This window comes from Streptococcus oralis, from assembly GCF_023109005.1.
In the GTDB taxonomy this organism is placed as follows: domain Bacteria; phylum Bacillota; class Bacilli; order Lactobacillales; family Streptococcaceae; genus Streptococcus; species Streptococcus oralis_BU.
This window is the reverse complement of sequence record NZ_JALDTU010000001.1, coordinates 102,540-120,360: the sequence shown is the minus strand read 5'-3', so window position 1 is coordinate 120,360 and position 17,821 is coordinate 102,540. Positions and strand designations below refer to the sequence as shown.

The following is a 17,821-nucleotide window of genomic DNA, read 5'->3' as shown; positions in this document are numbered from 1 at the left end:
TAAAAATAAGTCTTGAGAGCAACTCCCAAGACCTTATTTATCTTTCATCAAATCTAGCAAACGATCTTCCATCAGCTTGGCAACGTGCTGGTCTCGACAAATAACCAATAAGGTATTAGCACCAGCAACCGTTCCTAAAATCCATTCATCCTTGTTTGCATCTACAATGTTTGCTAAGACTGCAGCTTCCCCAAGTTTGGTATGAAGTACTAAGGTGAACTCTGCTCTTGCAACTCCTTCTAAATGATGAGACAAAAACTCAACTAAATCAATCTTATCTGTCTCATTTGCTAGTACATAATACACCATATCATTTTTCTTAACCTTGGTCAAGCCGATTTCACGCAAATCACGTGACAAAGTCGTTTGTGTCACATAAACATTACGAGCTTCTAAACGATCTTGAATCTCTTTTTGTGTCCCAAGTTTTTCTTCGGTGATCATCTTTTTAATCAATTGATGCCGTTCTCTTTTTCTCATATTATCCTCTTAAGTGAATATTTATAACAAGTTTTACATTTATTTTATAACTACATTATACCAAAAAAAATAGATAATTCAAAAAAATTCTTTTCTTTCTCAAAAAATGTAGTAAATTGTGTTAAAATAGTAAAAAAGCCCAAAAGGAGCCCTTATGAATACAAAAGAATTGATTGCTAGCGAGTTGGCTAGCGTCATTGATAGCCTGGACCAAGAGGCTATTTTAAATTTACTGGAAACACCTAAAAACTCAGAAATGGGAGACATCGCCTTCCCTGCCTTTTCTCTAGCAAAGGTCGAGCGTAAAGCTCCGCAAATGATTGCAACAGATATTGCTGAAAAAATCAATAGTCAAGCCTTTGAAAAGGTTGTCGCTACTGGACCTTACGTCAACTTTTTCCTTGATAAATCTGCTATTTCGGCTCAGGTATTACAGGATGTTATCACTGAAAAAGAACACTATGCCGACCAAACCATTGGCAAGCAAGAAAATGTCGTCATCGACATGTCTAGTCCCAATATCGCAAAACCATTCTCTATTGGGCACTTGCGTTCAACGGTTATCGGAGATAGCTTGTCACATATTTTCCAAAAGATCGGCTATCAAACGGTCAAGGTCAACCATTTGGGAGACTGGGGTAAACAGTTTGGAATGTTGATCGTTGCCTACAAGAAATGGGGAAATGAGGAAGCCGTTAAAGCGCATCCAATCGATGAACTTCTTAAACTCTACGTTCGCATCAATGCTGAAGCTGAAAAAGATCCTAGCTTGGATGAAGAAGCACGCGAATGGTTCCGCAAACTGGAAAATGGAGATGAGGAAGCCCTCGCTCTCTGGCAATGGTTCCGTGATGAAAGTTTAGTGGAATTCAACCGTCTTTACAATGAATTGCAAGTCGAATTTGACAGCTACAACGGAGAAGCCTTCTACAATGATAAGATGGATGCTGTTGTAGACATTCTCGCTGAAAAAGGACTTCTTGTTGAGTCAGAAGGGGCTCAAGTTGTCAATCTTGAGAAATATGGAATTGAACATCCAGCTCTTATCAAAAAATCTGATGGTGCAACTCTCTATATCACACGTGACTTGGCTGCAGCCCTCTACCGTAAAAACGAATACCAATTTGCAAAATCCATCTATGTTGTTGGTCAAGAGCAATCTGCCCACTTCAAACAACTCAAGGCAGTACTACAAGAGATGGGATACGATTGGAGCCAAGACATTGTCCATGTTCCGTTTGGATTGGTAACAAAAGAAGGGAAAAAACTCTCTACTCGTAAAGGAAATGTCATCTTGCTAGAACCGACTATCGCTGAGGCTGTTAGTCGTGCCAAGGCCCAAATCGAGGCGAAAAATCCTGAGTTAGAAAATAAAGACCAGGTTGCCCACGCTGTTGGAGTTGGGGCTATCAAGTTCTATGATCTTAAGACCGACCGTACAAATGGATATGACTTCGACCTTGAAGCTATGGTATCCTTTGAAGGAGAAACTGGACCTTACGTTCAATACGCCTACGCTCGTATCCAATCCATCTTGCGCAAAGCCGATTTCAAACCAGATGCAGCTGGCAACTACAGCTTGAACGATGCTGAAAGCTGGGAAATCATTAAGCTACTCCAGGACTTTCCACGTATTATCAATCGTGCAGCAGATAACTTTGAACCTTCTATCATTGCGAAATTTGCGATTAGTCTGGCTCAAGCCTTTAACAAGTACTATGCACATACACGTATCCTAGATGAAAGTCCTGAGCGCGACAGTCGTCTAGCACTCAGCTACGCAACCGCAGTCGTCCTCAAAGAAGCTCTTCGTTTGCTCGGAGTAGAAGCGCCGGAGAAGATGTAAATCGTTACAAGAGACTGGAACTAAAGCTCCTAGTCTCTTGACGGCAATCGCTATATGGCGAATTGCCTAAACGCTTCACTAATTCACCTAACCAAATAATATCGATTTGGTTAGGCTCATGTCGTAATCTTTTAATCACTTTATTGTAAAGCAATCTAATACTCAATGAAAATCAAAGAGCAAACTAGGAAGCTAGCCGCTTATATGCGGACTAGCTAACTGCTTCACTAGTCATGGTCCCTAAATATAATCGATTTAGAGCCCATGACGTCGTAACCAGTACGAATTGCCTAAACGCTTCACTAATTCACCTAACCAAATAATATCGATTTGGTTAGGCTCATGTCGTAATCTTTTAAATTACTTGAAAGCAATCTGAACGATTGAGGCAAAATAACATTTATATTTTGTTCGGCCTTGCAGCTGTTCAATGAAATAATTTATTCACTTTTACTATTTCTTTATCACACTGGGAGATTCCTTATGAGCCAATATGCTTATATCCTCGTTGTACTTAGCTTGGTTTTCCTTTTTCTGCTCAATAAGTACGAGAAGGAAAGACTTCAAAGACTCTACCAAGAGCAACTCTTGAAGGACGAGACATTTAGGTCTGACATCAAAGAGAAAATTCACACGACTGAAAATATCAATGATGTCATTGCACATATCAATAAAACTTACCATCTGGGAATGTTGCTCTCAAAAGACGTCACAGATCAATTGAAATAATCAAAATCCGAGAAGCTTTCTTCTCGGATTTTTTAGGCTTACCATATTCTCCTTGGAGAAATTTCATTAATACATGTAAAGTTTTCTGTAATTTTCTATATTTTTTCAAAATATTCTTGCATTTCCTTTAAGTTTTTTGTAGAATAGTAGCTATCTATTCAGATTATTCTGAAAATTCAAAAATAGGAGTGTTTATTATGTCACAAGTTACGTTATCAAACCAGTCAACCTGGGCAAGCAAACTAAAGGCAATGGGGCCAGGAATCCTAATGGCTTCTGCTGCCGTTGGAGGTTCTCACATTGTATCCTCTACTCAAGCTGGTGGTTCTTATGGTTGGTCACTACTCCTCTTGGTTATCTTGGCCAATGTTTTTAAATATCCATTTTTCCGTTTTGGTGCTGAATACACGGCTGATACGGGAAAGACTTTGGTCGAAGGTTATGCCGAAAAAGGGAAACTCTATCTCTGGATTTTCTTTATCCTCAATGTCTTTTCAGCTATGGTCAACACAGCTGGTGTTGCCATTCTGTGCTCAGCTATCATCGCCAGTGCCTTCCCAATGATCGGTCTTAGCATCACTCAATGGTCCCTTATCCTTGTTGCAGTCATTTGGGCTATGTTACTCTTTGGTGGCTACAAACTATTGGATGGTATGGCAAAATGGATCATGTCTGCTTTGACCATTGCAACTGTTCTTGCAGTTATCATTGCAACAATTAAACATCCAGAATACAGCTCTGATTTTGTCGAAAAGACACCTTGGCAAATGGCGGCACTCCCTTTTATCGTTTCCCTCTTAGGATGGATGCCTGCCCCTATTGAAATTTCAGCCATCAATTCACTCTGGTCTGCTGAAAAGAAAAAGACCGTCAACTTTAATACAGCGGACGCTCTTTTCGACTTTAACGTTGGTTACATTGGAACTGCTATCCTGGCTGTATTCTTCGTGGCACTCGGAGCACTGATTCAGTATCCTACAGGACAGGCAGTTGAAGCAGCTTCAGCCAAGTACATTTCTCAGTTTGTGGGTATGTATGCCTCTGTTCTTGGAGAATGGTCCCGTTATTTGATTACCTTTATCGCCTTTCTCTGTATCTTTGGAACAGTTATTACTGTTATCGATGGTTACTCTCGTGTCAATCAGGAATCGCTGCGACTCTTGATTCGTCAAAAAGAGGATTCTCGCAAATCTTTGAACATCTGGATGACCATTACCGCTATTATTGGTATCGTCATCATCAAATTCTTTGCTGGTCAAGTTTCCACCATGCTTCGCTTTGCCATGATCGGTTCTTTCCTAACAACACCATTCTTCGCTCTCTTGAACTATGTATTGGTGACACGTGAGAATAAAAATCTTCCTTCTTGGCTAAAACTCCTCGCTATCGCAGGATTGATTTTCCTCTTTGGCTTTGCTATTTTCTTTATCTATGCACTTGCCATCGGAAAAGCAGGATAGTTTATAAAATGGCACCCTTACGGGGTGCTTTTTGCATACACGAAAAGCAGTTGAAAATCTCAACTGCCCCTCAGAACTACTTTATTTTTCTGTCTCTAACTCATACAAGTCCGCGATAATCGCTGCGACTTTTTTAATATCTCCCAGCATACCACGCATTTCAAAGTCTGCTAGGACCGGGAAGCCAAAGCGCTGGCTATACTGCTTGGCTGTCAGGCAGTATTGATTGTTAAAATTGCGGTTACCGGAACCCACTACCCCAAAACACTTACTAGCATTGTCTCCATAGGCAATAAAGTCGCCCACTGGAGTCGTTAGAATCTCAACATCGCCGTTATCGACACCATTTCCACCTTCCAGATAGGTCGGCAAGAAAGCGACATAGGGATGTTCCATTTCAAAGAATTCTTGGCCTTCCTTGACCAAATCCTTGATATGGATTTTTTGAACCTCAATTCCCTCATACTGAGACAGGAGATAGTCCTTGAGTCGGGTTACAAAACTCTCTGTATTCCCACTCAGACTGATATACACTAAGGATATTTTTTTCATGTTGACCTCGATTTTTTGTTTACGATTTAAAAAGAACTACCAAGATTGTAACTTGATAGTTCTTTTTTGTCAATACTTAGGCAACTTCTTCTGCTTCGGTTTCTTCGGCCAAATCTTTTTGTTGGCGCCACATCTTGTAAAAGACTAAGGCTAAAAAGAGGACATTAATGATGATGAACAAAATATTCGTCCCTTGTGCTAGTGCTCCCATTCCTAGGCCGAGGGTAGAATCTTTGATTAATTGAACCGCATCTTGAACGTTCATATAGCTATAAACCAAACCAACAATCGCTAGTAGAACATAGCCGATATAAGCATAGTTTGCGAATTGCACATTTTTACGTAGGAGAAATACAAAAGCTACTACAACTAGAATTGCAGATAAGACAATCAACAACGTATTAAAAATAGAGTGTGATGACGCTGTTACTTGGTAAGTATAGTTGACTGTGTCTTCTAATTGCTGGGCAGTAAGCGTCCCGCTATTCGCCAGGCTCGCACGAAGCACATCTTTACTTGGCAATGGACTCAAGATTCCAAATAATGACATAGATGAAATGAGGGCTGATAGGACTAACAAGACCCAAAGATAAATAGGATTCTTTTTCATGTTTTCCTCCATAAGATATTTTGAACATTATAGCATTTTTTGTACAGAAATACAACTTTTACAAGCTGGTTTCAACTTGTTTCCGATAAGCTTTCGGTGATTTTCCGCACAATTTACGGAAAACCTTATAGAAATATCCAACATTACTATAGCCAACTGCATAACAAATATCTTCGATGCTATCACTGGTCGACAGTAAGAGTTGCTGCGCTGCCTTAATTCGCTGTTTATTGAGCAATTCCGCAAAGGTTGAGTTGGTTTCCCTCTTGATCAGCTGACCGAGATAGACAGGATTGATAAAGAGATCCTTGCTAATATCCTTAAGTGAGAGCTCTTTCTGGTAATCACGCCCAATCACTTCCAGAACACTCACCACATTTTCATTCATGCGGTACTGGCCAAAGAACTTGGTCAAAGTTTCTTTGATATAGGCAACCAATTCTTCAAAGGTGTTAATGGCATGGATAGCTTTGACTATCTCGGTCATATCATCTGCTTTTAGGTGTTCAAACAAATGAAAGACATCCATGACAAACTGGGTGAAGAGCTGCTTCGTGATGGCCACGCGCGGAGTATTCTCCAAAACGACCTTCTCTAGCAGGGTTAATTCCTCGATGATTTGATTGATATTCCCTTGGATAATCACCCGATAAATCGGCTCGTAATAAGCAAACAAACTTTCGGATTTTTCTAGATTAACTGAACCGTAGAAAAGGGCTTTTTCAGCGTTGATCTTCCAATTCTCAAAGGACTGCTGGTAGGGTGCTTCAAATGGTGTCACGACGATGCCATCGAGCGGTTGATCAGAGATGAAAATCTGCCAATCTTGTCCCAAAACATAGTAAGGAATGGTGAAAGAGCCCTGCTTTTCCTTGGACAGACCAATCCACCAGCTGTCTTTACCTGCTAAGAAACTGATAAAGCCTTCTTCATCTAATTCTTGACTGAGGGTCTGACTTTGTTCCACCTTTTCTTGAAGCTGTCGCGCAATCTTTTCTAATAAATTGCCCAACTCCACCTTGTCTACTGGCTTGACCAGATAATCCACAACACTAAGATTCATTGCTTTTTTGACGTACTCAAACTCCTGATAACCAGACAGCAAGATATAATAGGTATCTGGAAGTAGCTCTTTCATTTCCCTAATCATCTCAAGTCCGGTCTTATCTGGCATATTGACATCGGAAATGACCACATCTACTGGATTTTTCTTAACATAGTCCAAAGCATCATCTGCGTGATTAGCTGTTGCGACGACTTGCATATCCCATTTTTCAAAGGGGATTAATCGCTTGAGCCCCTCTGTCACCATGTACTCATCGTCTACTAATAAAACTTTATACATTTCTACCCTTTCTATTCATCCTGGATAGTGATATGGTAACGAACACCTTCTTGTTCAGCTGACTCTACACTGATTTGGTAGCGATCCCCAAAGTAGAGAACAAAGCGTTCGTGTACATTTACTATTCCAATTGATTGCCGCTCTCCACTATAGCTTGCCTCGTGTTCAAAACTTCTCTGAGCTAATTTTTCTTGCAAGCTAGCTAGTTTCTCAGCGGGCATTCCCCGACCATTGTCTTCCACTAGGATTTCAACGAAGCCTTGGCCCTTCAAGGCTTTGATACTGATGACATTATCCGTTCTGCGATGGTCAACACCATGGGCAAAGTAGTTTTCTACTAATGGTTGGAGTGTAAATTTTGGAATCCTCATTTCTTCCAATTCTGGTGCAATCTTGAAACCATAGGCAATGGATTTAGGATAACGCACCATACAGAGATAGCTATATTTTCGGCAAAATTCCAACTCCTGCTTCAATGTTGTTTCACGCTCATCGGAGATATTATTCCGCAACAAGCTACTAAATTCATAGATAATATCTGCCAGTTCATCCTGACTTGCCATAACGGCATACATCCGTAAAAACTCTAGAGTATTGTACATAAAGTGAGGATTGATTTGAGCTTGTAGGGCTCGCATATTGGCATCCTTTTGACTGAGCTCTAGCTGATAGATATCGTGGATATTTTTTTCTAGGCGATCCAACATATCATTGGTTGTTTCTGCAATGAGAAGCAACTCTTGGTCTTTTTCAGAGGTATCAATTCGAAGCCCTTCTTCTCCTTGAGCAATCACCTCGATAGAATCTACTAGATCTACGACCTGTTTTTGGTAATTTGAGAAAGTCTGTCTAAGAGTCACGTACAAAATGATGATAAAGAGGATACTTAGCCCAATAATAATAGCTGAACTCTTCAAAGTTCCAGTAAGAACAAAATTTTTAGGAACAGCAGCTCGAACCTGATAACCGTGAGAGGTAACACCTACAAACCAGTTCTCCCTCTCGACTGATACCTTCTCCCCAATATGGAACATCTCAATCTCAAAAGGCGAAGTTACTGTTACAGCCATCGGGATATGGCCCCTTGTATTGTCAATAGCTCCATGGAGAACATCTGGCGATAAGGAGATATAGATCACTCCTAAATCCTTGTCAGACACAGGATCAGAAACTGGAATGGCAAAACTGTTGGCTGTCGGTTTAAAATCCTCCGCAGGAACTTTCTCTCCGCTGCGTTTTTCTCTAGTCGAAACATACACTTCCTTATAGTCCTGAAGGACAATAGCCACTCCAGTCACAAAATCATTCCGAACATAGATATTATCAATATTTTCATACAAGGATACAGAAATATAAGGCGAAGTTTTACGCTCTAATTGCCAGTAGAAATAGTCTGGTGTGCTGAGACTGAAATACTTGTAAATCCCTTCAATTCGGGCTTGATTTTCAACCAAAGACTGAGCGAGTTGAGTTGACTCTCTGTGATAATATTCCACTTCACTCACTGTCCGAGTGGTCACACGTTCTGCAACCCTTTGGGCCTCCTTCTCACGTGAATCCCAGTCAGCATACGAGAGCATAATCGCAAAACTGGCAATGACCACGATCATAACCAAACTATAAATCCGTAAAAGAGAGTGAAGCCAGAACTGCTTCATTCTATTTTGTCGCCAATTTTTCATGGATACTTTCATAAATAGGTTCCAACATATCACTAATAAAGAAATGCCACATTCCAATTCCTACAAAAAAGAGCAAGGCAGGCATATAATAACCAACTCCTACAAGGAGAGCTGACCCGAGTAAAACCTTGGCAATCGCAGGCAAGCTCATGAAAATCCCGATAAGGGACAGTTTCAAAGTGTTTTGGTAGGATAAATCAAAGTATACCTGAAGTTTCAAGGAAACAGTATAGGCTAGAAAGACAAGAGCAACTACAAGGACGTTGAGAAAGGTCGCCAAGAGGTGGAAAATCGTCTGATGGGGCAATTGAACTAGAAGATACAAACCATAAACTAGGACAAGATCCACAAACACAAAACTATAGAAAGCTAGATTACTCTTGACAAAATTGCTCTTATACAATTCCCAAGCTTCCTTCAAATGGTATGCTCGATAGGTATAACCATGCTCCGCATACAAACTCATAAGGGTGGCACTAGCTGGTGCCAAACCAAAGACCACTCCTCCCGCCAGTGTTAATAGCCAGAAATAAGCTGTCGCCATCATTCCCAAAAAGATACGATTAAAGACGAATTCTAGAAATTTTCCCATGTTACTCTCCTTAAACTAACAATGTAACTATTATATCATATTTCAAGCGTTTTCAAAAATATAGAGTTCCCATTTACAATCCTTAAAAAGCGTGATACAATTGGTTTTGTTAATTCGCATCAAGGAGATTCTCATGAAGAAAAATATCTTAACCACCCTCTTGGCCGCCGTCCTCTACTTTCTCTGTGTAGGGATTGGAGTCTTCCTAGGACACCTGGTCGACCAAACAGGCAACATGTTCTACGCACCTGCCTTTTCTGCCCTGGTCGGTGGCAGTGTCTACATGCTTCTTTTGTCGAAGGTCCCTCGTTTTGGCGCTATTACAACTCTAGGACTTTTTATGGCAATTTTTTTCCTAGCTAGCAAGCATGGTGCTGGTGCTTTTCTTCCAGGTATCGTCTGTGGTCTTGCAGCAGATGCCATCGCTCGTCTCGGAAACTACAAAGACCGAATCAAAAACATCCTCTCCTTCCTTATCTTTGCTTTCAGCACAAGTGGTCCTATCTTCCTCATGTGGATCCGTCCCAAAGCTTACATGGCCACCTTACTTGCGCGTGGGAAGTCACAAGAATACATCGACCGTATCATGGTCGCTCCCGAGTTAGACAAAATCCTTCTCTTTGTTTCGAGCATCCTCCTAGGTGCCTTGATTGGGGCTGTGGTTGGGCAATTTCTAAGTCAAAAAATAGCTGATAAACTATAAGATAAAAGCCCTGAAGACTAGCTATGCCTAGTTCCAGGGCCTTTTTGTATACAGTCTTAGAATTCACTATAGATAAATTCTTGAATATTCGAAAAATCGGTCACAAAACAGTAAATCACGATGCTCAAGATAACCGTATAGAAAAATAGTGTCCACAAGATTAAACGATGAGTGTTAGTTAGCTTGGTTTGCAAATTTGTAAAGTTCTTTTTCAACTTCCATCCATCCTTTCACTCCAACGTGCATCACGTCAAATAAAAAGTAATCATCATACTCTCTGTTTCCATAGTTTAATACGGTTGCACCATGGCTCTTTGCGACATCTTCTATTTTTTTATAAGTTTTTTCTCGCATCTCTCTTGAGACACCAGTGTAGTCATTCCATTTCCCGTTTACTGGGAAAATAATAACCTCAACTTCAATTCCCAATTCTTTGGCAACTGTCAAGAAGAGTTCCATATCTGAATATTCTGGTGACTCTAGGTAGCTCAAATCTTTATTAGAATCTTTCAGCGATGCATAGCGATCTTTTAAGTAAGTATTGTAGTAGTTATTATCAACAGCATAGTCATTATTGTCTGTTTTCTTTTTGACCTCTTCCACAAACTGATCCGTCATCTTCTGCCAATCATAGTCTGGAGTTTTGTCTCCTAGCGAAGGATAATCTGATTTGGCATGTTTTTGATAAAAAGTCTGTTTGAGCTTAAAGGAATACATCGCATTCTCAAACTCTAATAGTTTTTTATCGACAATGGTTCCTTTTCCATCTATGAAATAACTTTTGTATTTTTTGTAGATGTCGTTTTGTTGCTTGTTTCCTTTGGTAATCTCGATAATGCGATTGATTAGTTTTTCTTTCGTTTCTTTACTAATCTTGTCATTATCTAGCATGTGGAAAATATGTTCCTGAGAAGCCTTATTCAAAAAGGCATCTTGATGGGTCCCATCTTTTTCAAACCACTGAACAGACTCTACTATAGCTACTTTTCGCTTACTCATAGATCCTTCAATAGACCCCAAGGTCGTAGCCTGAATAATGTTTTGAGAATAACTGGTCCCAATCTGCATGATATTAAAATCGTTGTAGTTAAAAATTTTATTTGGATGATAGTCTTCATTTATCGTCGCAACCAACTCTGAGGAACCCATTAGAACCAGTGTATTGGGAGTAATATTGCTTGTTATAATATCTCTACTTTTATACTTTTCATACGAGGTGCTATAACGAATACTGTTATCCTTGACTTTATAATAATCATCAATCTTCTTGACATACGTCACATTTAAAAGGGCAAGCGTCGCAATTACGAGCACAAGCGATAGTAAAAATGCTTTTAATTTAATCATCTCGTTTTATCCTATCCCTTCGATCTAGCCGATTTCTTTTCAATCTCTTATCTCTTTAAAATCGTCAGTAAGATTTTATAGGGTTCACCCGAAAAGATAAAGAAACCAACCATAACCAAATGCATGGTCACAAACCAACTTAGTAGCTTATACCAGTTCTTGTTTTTATTTTTTTTATAAAAATTGCTTTTCTTTTGATACACTTCAAATCCAGCCATCAAGACACCATGATAAAAACCATAGACAATGTAGCTAACACTAAGACCATGCCAAAAACCCATGACCAACATATTGACCATATAGGCATAGGTTGCATTGTGTAGTCTATTTTTAAACCATTTTTTCCTGATAACCTGCATCAATACTCTTGAAAATACAAAATCTCTCAACCAGGTCGACAAGGTGATATGCCATCTGGTCCAGAAATCCTTGATATCGACACTCAAGAAAGGTTTGTTAAAGTTCATCGGTGTCTGAATACCTAGAATATTACTACTTCCAACGGCCATTAGACTATAGCCTGCAAAGTCAAAGAACAGATACAAGGTATAGAGGTACATATACTTGATTGAGTAAACGACTGTGCCCGTATTATTTAGAGCGAGTAACATCTGGTAAACATAGGTTGATAAAACAATCTTGTAAAGGAGGCCTAGAACGATACGATACACACCGTCCCCTGCTAACTCTAGATACTCTTTTCGGGGCATGACCTCGTTTATCTCTTTTAAAAATCTCCTACTCCGATCAATTGGACCAGCACTAACTGTTGGGAAAAAGAGCAAAAACTGTAGATAATCTTTTACACTGATTTTTTCTTTGATCAAGCCATCCGATATTTCTAGCATGATCTGAATGGTCTTAAAGGACATGTAAGAAATTCCAATAAAGGCCAACAAATGCAGAGAAGTCAGGGCAAAGACTTTATTGATTACCAAAGGAAGAATGGAAAGGAAAACCAGTGGTTTCAGCCACTTTGCCTCTATCCGCTGTGCTAGAAAAACCAGAAAATACTGGTAAACGATAAAGGCGAGCAAATAGACCATCATCGCTCGACTCTTACCATAGATAGCTCCTGCAAATAAGAGGGAGAGCGCCAAAATATAGTAGTCCTTACGTTTTTCAAAAAAGTTTACCACAAAACCAATCAGTAAAACTACAAATAAGAGAAGGAAAAACTCATTCCCCTCGAAATAATTCATACCAGCTAGACTCCTTTACATTATCATCCCTCCTACAGCAAACTTTCCGATTTGCTAATTGAGGGGCCTTTCTTTATTATAGCATATTTCTAAAAAGAAACTTTACTCTTCTTGCATTTCGGTGAGAAAACAAAAAGGAGTCCCGTTGGGCTCCTTCCATTATTTATGACTTAATTTCTTGGTCAAGAAATCTCCCAAGAACTGGATTGCAAAGATAATCAAGATGATAATGATAGTCGCCAAGATGGTCACATCGTGATTGTAGCGGTTAAATCCATAGGCAATAGCCACGTTACCGATACCACCAGCACCAACCGCACCAGCCATTGCTGTTTCCCCAACAAGGGAAATCAAGGTCACCGTCGTCACACGAATCAAATCTGGAAGACCTTCTGATAGGTAAACACCCACGATATCCCAGAAGGTCGCTCCACTAGCCTGCGCCGCCTCAATGACACCGCCATCCAGTTCAGCCAAGACAACCTGCACCTGACGAGCAAAGAAGGCAAAGACCGCAAAAGAAAGTGGGACAAGGGCTGCATTTGGCCCGATACTCGTCTTCACAATCAAGTGAGAAAGTGGTGACATGATTGCCAAGAGGATGATGAAAGGAACCGCACGGAAAATGGAGGTGATCTTGTCTAAAATCCAAAAGATAACCTTATTTTCCAAGACACCGCCTGGCGCTGTCAAGACAAGGAAGAGACCTGCTACCAGCCCCAAGAACCCTCCGATGATGAAGGAAAAAACTGTCATATAAAGAGTTAGGTAGATAGCCGTTCCCCAGCCTGCCTGACCAGCCCAGCCCATCTTATAGACATTTGGTAAATAAGTTTGAATCAACTCTGTCATCTTACTGTCCTCCCTTCAATACTTTTAACTGCACACCAGCCTGACGGATGGCATCTTGAGCACCTGCTAGTGCTGCTTTTTCACCTGACAAGACCACAACCAATTCTCCAACAGGAGTCCCATCGAGAATTTCGATATTTCCATAGAGGATATTAGCCGTTACTTGGTAACGCTTGTACAATTCATTCAAAAGTGGTTCGTCTGTCGAAGCACCTGCATACTTGAGCTGCACTAAGATACTGTTCTCAGATAAATGCTCTACGATTTCTTGCTTCTCAATCTTGACCATGGCTTCATCAATACCTGTCGCAGTTGAGATAAAGTCCTGGGTCAAAGGCTGTTTAGGATCTGAGAAGATTTCAAGGACACTGCCCTCTTCAATCAAACGGCCATCCTGCATAACTGCCACACGGTTGGCAATATCTTTGACAATCTGCATTTCATGCGTAATCAAAACAACAGTCAAGCCTAATTTTTGGTTCAAATCTTGCAACAAAGCCAAAATCTGCTTGGTTGTCTTAGGGTCAAGGGCAGACGTTGACTCATCTGAAATCAAAATTTTCGGATCATTTGCCAAGGCACGCGCAATGGCCACACGCTGTTTTTGCCCTCCTGATAGTTGTGAAGGGTAGTTTTCAGCACGATCCGCCAAGCCAACCAAGTCTAACAACTTAGCTACTTTAGCTTTCTTTTCTTCCTTGCTGAGTCCAGAGTGTTTAAGGGCAAAGGCCACATTTTCCTCTGCTGTCTTTTGACTCATCAGGTTGAAATGCTGGAAAATCATCCCAATGTCTTGACGCTTACGACGCAACTGCTCTGCTGTCAAGGTCACCTTGCCATCAAAAATGACGTCGTTATCAATGGTAATTTTCCCAGCAGATGGCTTTTGCAAGAGGTTAATCACCCGTACAAGGGTTGATTTCCCTGCTCCAGAATATCCAACGATACCGTAGATATCCCCTTCTTGGATGTGAATGGTCACATCCTTGACCGCTGTGATGGTTCTCTTCTTTTGGTGAAAAGTCACATCAATCTGATCTAACTTGATAATATCTCTACTCATAGCTTCTAATCAGCTCCTCTACTAATTCAATATGGGTGTAGTAATCGGCGATTCGCACGTTTTCATCTCCACCATGGTCTCGGCTATTGGCATTTCCTAGACCGAAGGCCACCATTGGTACCTCTAGGGCATCAAAGACCGTATGCATGGGGCCTGTCCCCGCTGTTGTCGGCAAAACTGAAACGCCCTGTGGATAGAATTTCTTGGCCAACTCGATCACATTGAGAATAGCTGGCGCGCTCATATCGCTTCGATAGCTCATCTCTCCCAAGGTATAGTATAATTCTACCTTATCAAAGCCATTTTTGTCTAGCTGTTTCCGAATTTTTTCCAGAACATCATGCGGTTCTAGGCCAGGAACCAAACGAACCTCTAACTTAGCACTGGCTTCTGCTGGCAAAATCGTTTTAACCCCTTGCCCTTGATAACCTGACTGAATCCCTTCGATATTAAGGGCCGGCTCGAAAAAGAACCGTTTTAGAAAGGCTGCACGATCCTCTTGTAAGAGAGGCAATTCCAAACCATAAATGCGACTAATTTCCTCAGGATTGCGTTGGGCATAGGTATCTACCAAGGCTAGTTCTCGTTCATTTGGCCCTTGAACATCCTCGTACAAGCCTTCTACCAAGATACATCCATCAGCAGCTCGCAGACTACTTAGAGCCTGGATAAGATACCACGGCGCTGACTCCACGACACCACCATAACTCGAGTGGATATCCACATCAGCACTTTTTACCTTGGCATCAAAGGTTACAATTCCCTTGTTTCCGCCAGAGATTTCAAGCTGTTCCAAGGCGTTCTTGGTCCCTTGTTCCCAGACTAGCAAGTCCGCCCCACGGAGTTTGTCCGCATGTTTTTCCAGATACTTATCTAGGTCTGTTGAAGCCGATTCCTCCGCTCCTTCCATGATAAAACTGATATTGACAGGCAGGTCATCATGATGCTGCATATATTTTCTCAAAGCACTCAAACGAGCTGTGATATGACCCTTATCATCATCAACCCCACGCCCATACATGAAACCATTGCGGACCGAAAGCGTAAAGGAATCCTCTGTCCAGACCTGATCCCCATCCGCTGGCACGGTATCATAGTGGTTATAGAAAATCAAGGTCTTGGCATCCGGACGCGAACTCTTGAAATGCGCCATGACAAAGGGAGCCGTATAAGTCTCATCAATCTCCACTTCAGCCCCTACACGCTTGAAAATCTCACCCAGATAGTTGGCAACTTCCTTCAGTCCAACCTGCTGGGCAAAGACTGATTTCTTAGAAATCAAGGTACGCAAAACCTCAAAATAATGCTGGGCTACATGATCCCTTTCAAATTTTTCAATCTGTTCTTGTTCGCTAGGAAAAACCATATTCTCTCTACCTTTCTATGAACCTATAGTCTTCTTTACAATTCATGCTCTATACAAAAGCAAGAGGTGGAAACTCTCTCCCACCTCCCTGTGTCTTATTACCAAACTGGTTGGTCCAAACCGTCTGATGTCTCTTCGATAACTTTTTTCACTTCATCAGTGTGGTAAGCTGCGATAATTTTCTTGATGGCATCAGCCTTAGGTGATGATTCCCAATCTTTTTTCGCAACGATGATGTTGTACCATTGTTTTGAGTTTTCATCAGCTTGCTCTTTGAAGAGTGCTTTCTTGTAGTCCAATTTTGCTTCTGTAACGAAGGTATTGTTTACAACAGCAGCATCAACTGATGACAATGAACGAGCTGTTTGGCTAGCGTCCAATTCAGTAATCTTCAAGTTCTTTGGATTTTCTGTGATGTTAGCAACTGTTGCAAGAGCAGTTCCAGAAACATCCAATTTGATCAAACCAGCTGATTGAAGCAAGTAAAGCGCACGGCTTTCGTTTGTTGCATCGTTTGGTACAGCGATTTCACCCTTATCTGGGATTTCTTCCACTTTGGTGTACTTGTTTTCTTCACCATTTTTACCTGAGTAAAGACGGATTGGTGAGATGTACGTATCTGCAATCGCTGTAAGGTCTTTCCCGTTTTCTTTGTTCCAGTTGTTCAAGAAGTTGTAGTGTTGGAAAGCGTTCAAGTCTACTTCACCATCAGCAGTTGCCTTGTTTGGTTGTGAGTAATCTGTAAACTCTGTGAATTCCAATTTAATGCCGTCTTTTTCAACTAATTCTTGGACTTTGTCCCAACGTGCTTCTTCTGAGCCACTACGGTTAACAGTCGCAATTTTAACTGTAGTTGTATTGTCTGCTTTCTTGTCTGAATTTCCGCAAGCTGCAAGTGTAAGGCCTGCTACTGTAGCAATAGCTGCTACGCCTAACCATTTTTTAATTTTCATGATTCTTTCTCCTTTAAAAATAATACCGTAATAGTATCTCATACTTTATTTGATTTCGCAAATTGTTATTAGATAGGCAGACATATAGTTTGAAACTATAAGTCTAGAAGTTGCAAAATCATCCACCTACGAGAGAATGGATGATTTACAAACTTATTTAATATCAGCTTCTGCTGGGAGATAAGTGTCTCCGAAGAACTGTTTAGACAACTTTTCAAGAGTTCCGTCTTTGTAGAGTTCTTGGATACGTTTGTCTACAAATGTTTTCAACTCATCTTGACCTTTAGCAAGAAGTGGGTAAACGTAAGGTTGTTGGTCGCTTGGAAGTTCAATGACTTTCAAGTTGTCCAAACCTTGGTCCTTGATGACTGTTTCAACACCGATTTTATCAAAAATCTTGTAGTCAAACTGGCCATCGCTCAAGCGTCCCATGATTTGTTGGAAGTCCGCTTTAGTATACTTTAGGACAGTTGGATTATCTGAATGTTGTTTGTTGTAGTCTTCTAGCTGTTTAGCAGAAGTTGTCCCTTGAACAACTTCTGTTGATTTTCCACCGATATCATCAAGCGATTTGATGCTAGGGTCATCTTTTTTCACTACAAGAACGTTAGGGTTTTTAGCAGTTGGAGCTGCATAAAGGTATTTTTCAGCACGTTCTTTAGTGTAGCTGATGTTGCTAACAGCCATATTGTAACGGTCAGCATCAAGTCCTGCAAAGACTCCTGACCACTCTGTCTTCTCAAACTTGACATCATACTTGTCAGAGTCTTTAAAGATAGCGCGAACCACTTCAATTTCGTAACCAGTCAATTCGCCATTTTCTTCATAGTTGAATGGTTTTGGTGTAGCATTAGTTGCAACGATAATTTCTTTCTTGCTAGCTGCTTCTCCCTCTTTTTTCGCACCACCTGAGCAAGCTGCTAACACACCTACAGCCACAAGTCCTAGAGCAGCAAGAGATGAGTATTTAACGATTTTTTTCATGTCATTTCCTCCAAAATAGAATACTTTACTATCTTAACAGAAAATATTTTTTTTT

At 40.7% G+C, this 17,821-nt stretch carries 17 protein-coding genes; 4 read left to right on the top strand and 13 right to left on the bottom strand.

Translation table 11 applies throughout. The features are described 5' to 3' along the window. Positions 1-33 precede the first annotated feature (33 nt). The gene (gene argR / locus M1F56_RS00570) at positions 34-480 is read right to left on the bottom strand and encodes an arginine repressor (RefSeq protein ID WP_001231483.1); all 447 of its coding nucleotides are present in this window, start codon (positions 478-480) and stop codon (positions 34-36) included. Between the two features lie 154 nt (positions 481-634). Here argR and argS point away from each other — a divergent pair, with 154 nt between their 5' ends. From argS to M1F56_RS00555, 3 genes are all read left to right on the top strand, one after another. Beyond that, positions 635-2,326: an arginine--tRNA ligase gene (argS, locus tag M1F56_RS00565; RefSeq protein WP_001092733.1), complete on the top strand. Its 1,692-nt coding sequence runs from the start codon at positions 635-637 to the stop codon at positions 2,324-2,326. A gap of 483 nt (positions 2,327-2,809) precedes the next feature. Beyond that, a complete protein-coding gene (locus M1F56_RS00560; protein ID WP_000084865.1) occupies positions 2,810-3,055 on the top strand; it encodes a hypothetical protein in 246 nt (81 codons plus the stop codon). 197 nt (positions 3,056-3,252) lie between these two features. Further along, positions 3,253-4,515: an NRAMP family divalent metal transporter gene (locus M1F56_RS00555; protein WP_084877273.1), complete on the top strand. Its 1,263-nt coding sequence runs from the start codon at positions 3,253-3,255 to the stop codon at positions 4,513-4,515. Positions 4,516-4,596: 81 nt separating this feature from the next. Here M1F56_RS00555 and nrdI read toward each other — a convergent pair whose 3' ends face one another. From nrdI to M1F56_RS00530, 5 genes are all read right to left on the bottom strand, one after another. Beyond that, on the bottom strand, positions 4,597-5,067 hold the full coding sequence (gene nrdI / locus M1F56_RS00550) for a class Ib ribonucleoside-diphosphate reductase assembly flavoprotein NrdI (protein ID WP_000724244.1): 471 nt from the start codon (positions 5,065-5,067) through the stop codon (positions 4,597-4,599). 76 nt (positions 5,068-5,143) lie between these two features. Then, positions 5,144-5,677 (bottom strand): ABC transporter permease, encoded by a 534-nt coding sequence (locus M1F56_RS00545; RefSeq protein WP_084877272.1) that lies wholly within the window; start codon positions 5,675-5,677, stop codon positions 5,144-5,146. 58 nt (positions 5,678-5,735) lie between these two features. Then, on the bottom strand, positions 5,736-7,022 hold the full coding sequence (locus M1F56_RS00540; protein ID WP_247916519.1) for a response regulator transcription factor: 1,287 nt from the start codon (positions 7,020-7,022) through the stop codon (positions 5,736-5,738). An 11-nt stretch (positions 7,023-7,033) separates the two neighbouring features. Then, positions 7,034-8,704, bottom strand: a complete 1,671-nt coding sequence (locus M1F56_RS00535) for a sensor histidine kinase (protein WP_247916517.1) — start codon at positions 8,702-8,704, stop codon at positions 7,034-7,036. Beyond that, positions 8,682-9,296, bottom strand: a complete 615-nt coding sequence (locus M1F56_RS00530; RefSeq protein ID WP_000514466.1) for a YesL family protein — start codon at positions 9,294-9,296, stop codon at positions 8,682-8,684. The genes M1F56_RS00535 and M1F56_RS00530 overlap by 23 nt, the downstream gene beginning before the upstream one ends. Before the next feature lie 133 nt (positions 9,297-9,429). Between M1F56_RS00530 and M1F56_RS00525 the strand changes: the two genes are divergently transcribed. Continuing rightward, positions 9,430-9,999, top strand: a complete 570-nt coding sequence (locus M1F56_RS00525; RefSeq protein WP_247916516.1) for an MptD family putative ECF transporter S component — start codon at positions 9,430-9,432, stop codon at positions 9,997-9,999. Positions 10,000-10,173: 174 nt separating this feature from the next. Here the strand turns inward: M1F56_RS00525 and dltD are convergent, their stop codons facing one another. The 7 genes from dltD to M1F56_RS00490 all read right to left on the bottom strand — a co-directional run bounded on the left by dltD (position 10,174) and on the right by M1F56_RS00490 (position 17,766). After that, on the bottom strand, positions 10,174-11,346 hold the full coding sequence (gene dltD, locus M1F56_RS00520) for a D-alanyl-lipoteichoic acid biosynthesis protein DltD (RefSeq protein WP_009729653.1): 1,173 nt from the start codon (positions 11,344-11,346) through the stop codon (positions 10,174-10,176). A 47-nt stretch (positions 11,347-11,393) separates the two neighbouring features. Beyond that, positions 11,394-12,548, bottom strand: a complete 1,155-nt coding sequence (dltB, locus tag M1F56_RS00515; protein ID WP_247916514.1) for a D-alanyl-lipoteichoic acid biosynthesis protein DltB — start codon at positions 12,546-12,548, stop codon at positions 11,394-11,396. 159 nt (positions 12,549-12,707) lie between these two features. Continuing rightward, positions 12,708-13,400, bottom strand: a complete 693-nt coding sequence (locus M1F56_RS00510) for a methionine ABC transporter permease (protein WP_045617841.1) — start codon at positions 13,398-13,400, stop codon at positions 12,708-12,710. Position 13,401: 1 nt separating this feature from the next. Then, complete coding sequence (locus M1F56_RS00505) at positions 13,402-14,463, bottom strand: methionine ABC transporter ATP-binding protein (protein ID WP_045617843.1); 1,062 nt, start codon at positions 14,461-14,463, stop codon at positions 13,402-13,404. Further along, a complete protein-coding gene (locus M1F56_RS00500) occupies positions 14,456-15,829 on the bottom strand; it encodes a M20 family metallopeptidase (RefSeq protein WP_000231829.1) in 1,374 nt (457 codons plus the stop codon). The genes M1F56_RS00505 and M1F56_RS00500 overlap by 8 nt, the downstream gene beginning before the upstream one ends. 98 nt (positions 15,830-15,927) lie before the next feature. Next, positions 15,928-16,782: a MetQ/NlpA family ABC transporter substrate-binding protein gene (locus M1F56_RS00495; protein ID WP_247916513.1), complete on the bottom strand. Its 855-nt coding sequence runs from the start codon at positions 16,780-16,782 to the stop codon at positions 15,928-15,930. A gap of 153 nt (positions 16,783-16,935) precedes the next feature. Then, positions 16,936-17,766, bottom strand: coding sequence for an amino acid ABC transporter substrate-binding protein (locus tag M1F56_RS00490; RefSeq protein WP_000724973.1), 831 nt, complete (start codon positions 17,764-17,766; stop codon positions 16,936-16,938). Positions 17,767-17,821: the final 55 nt, after the last annotated feature.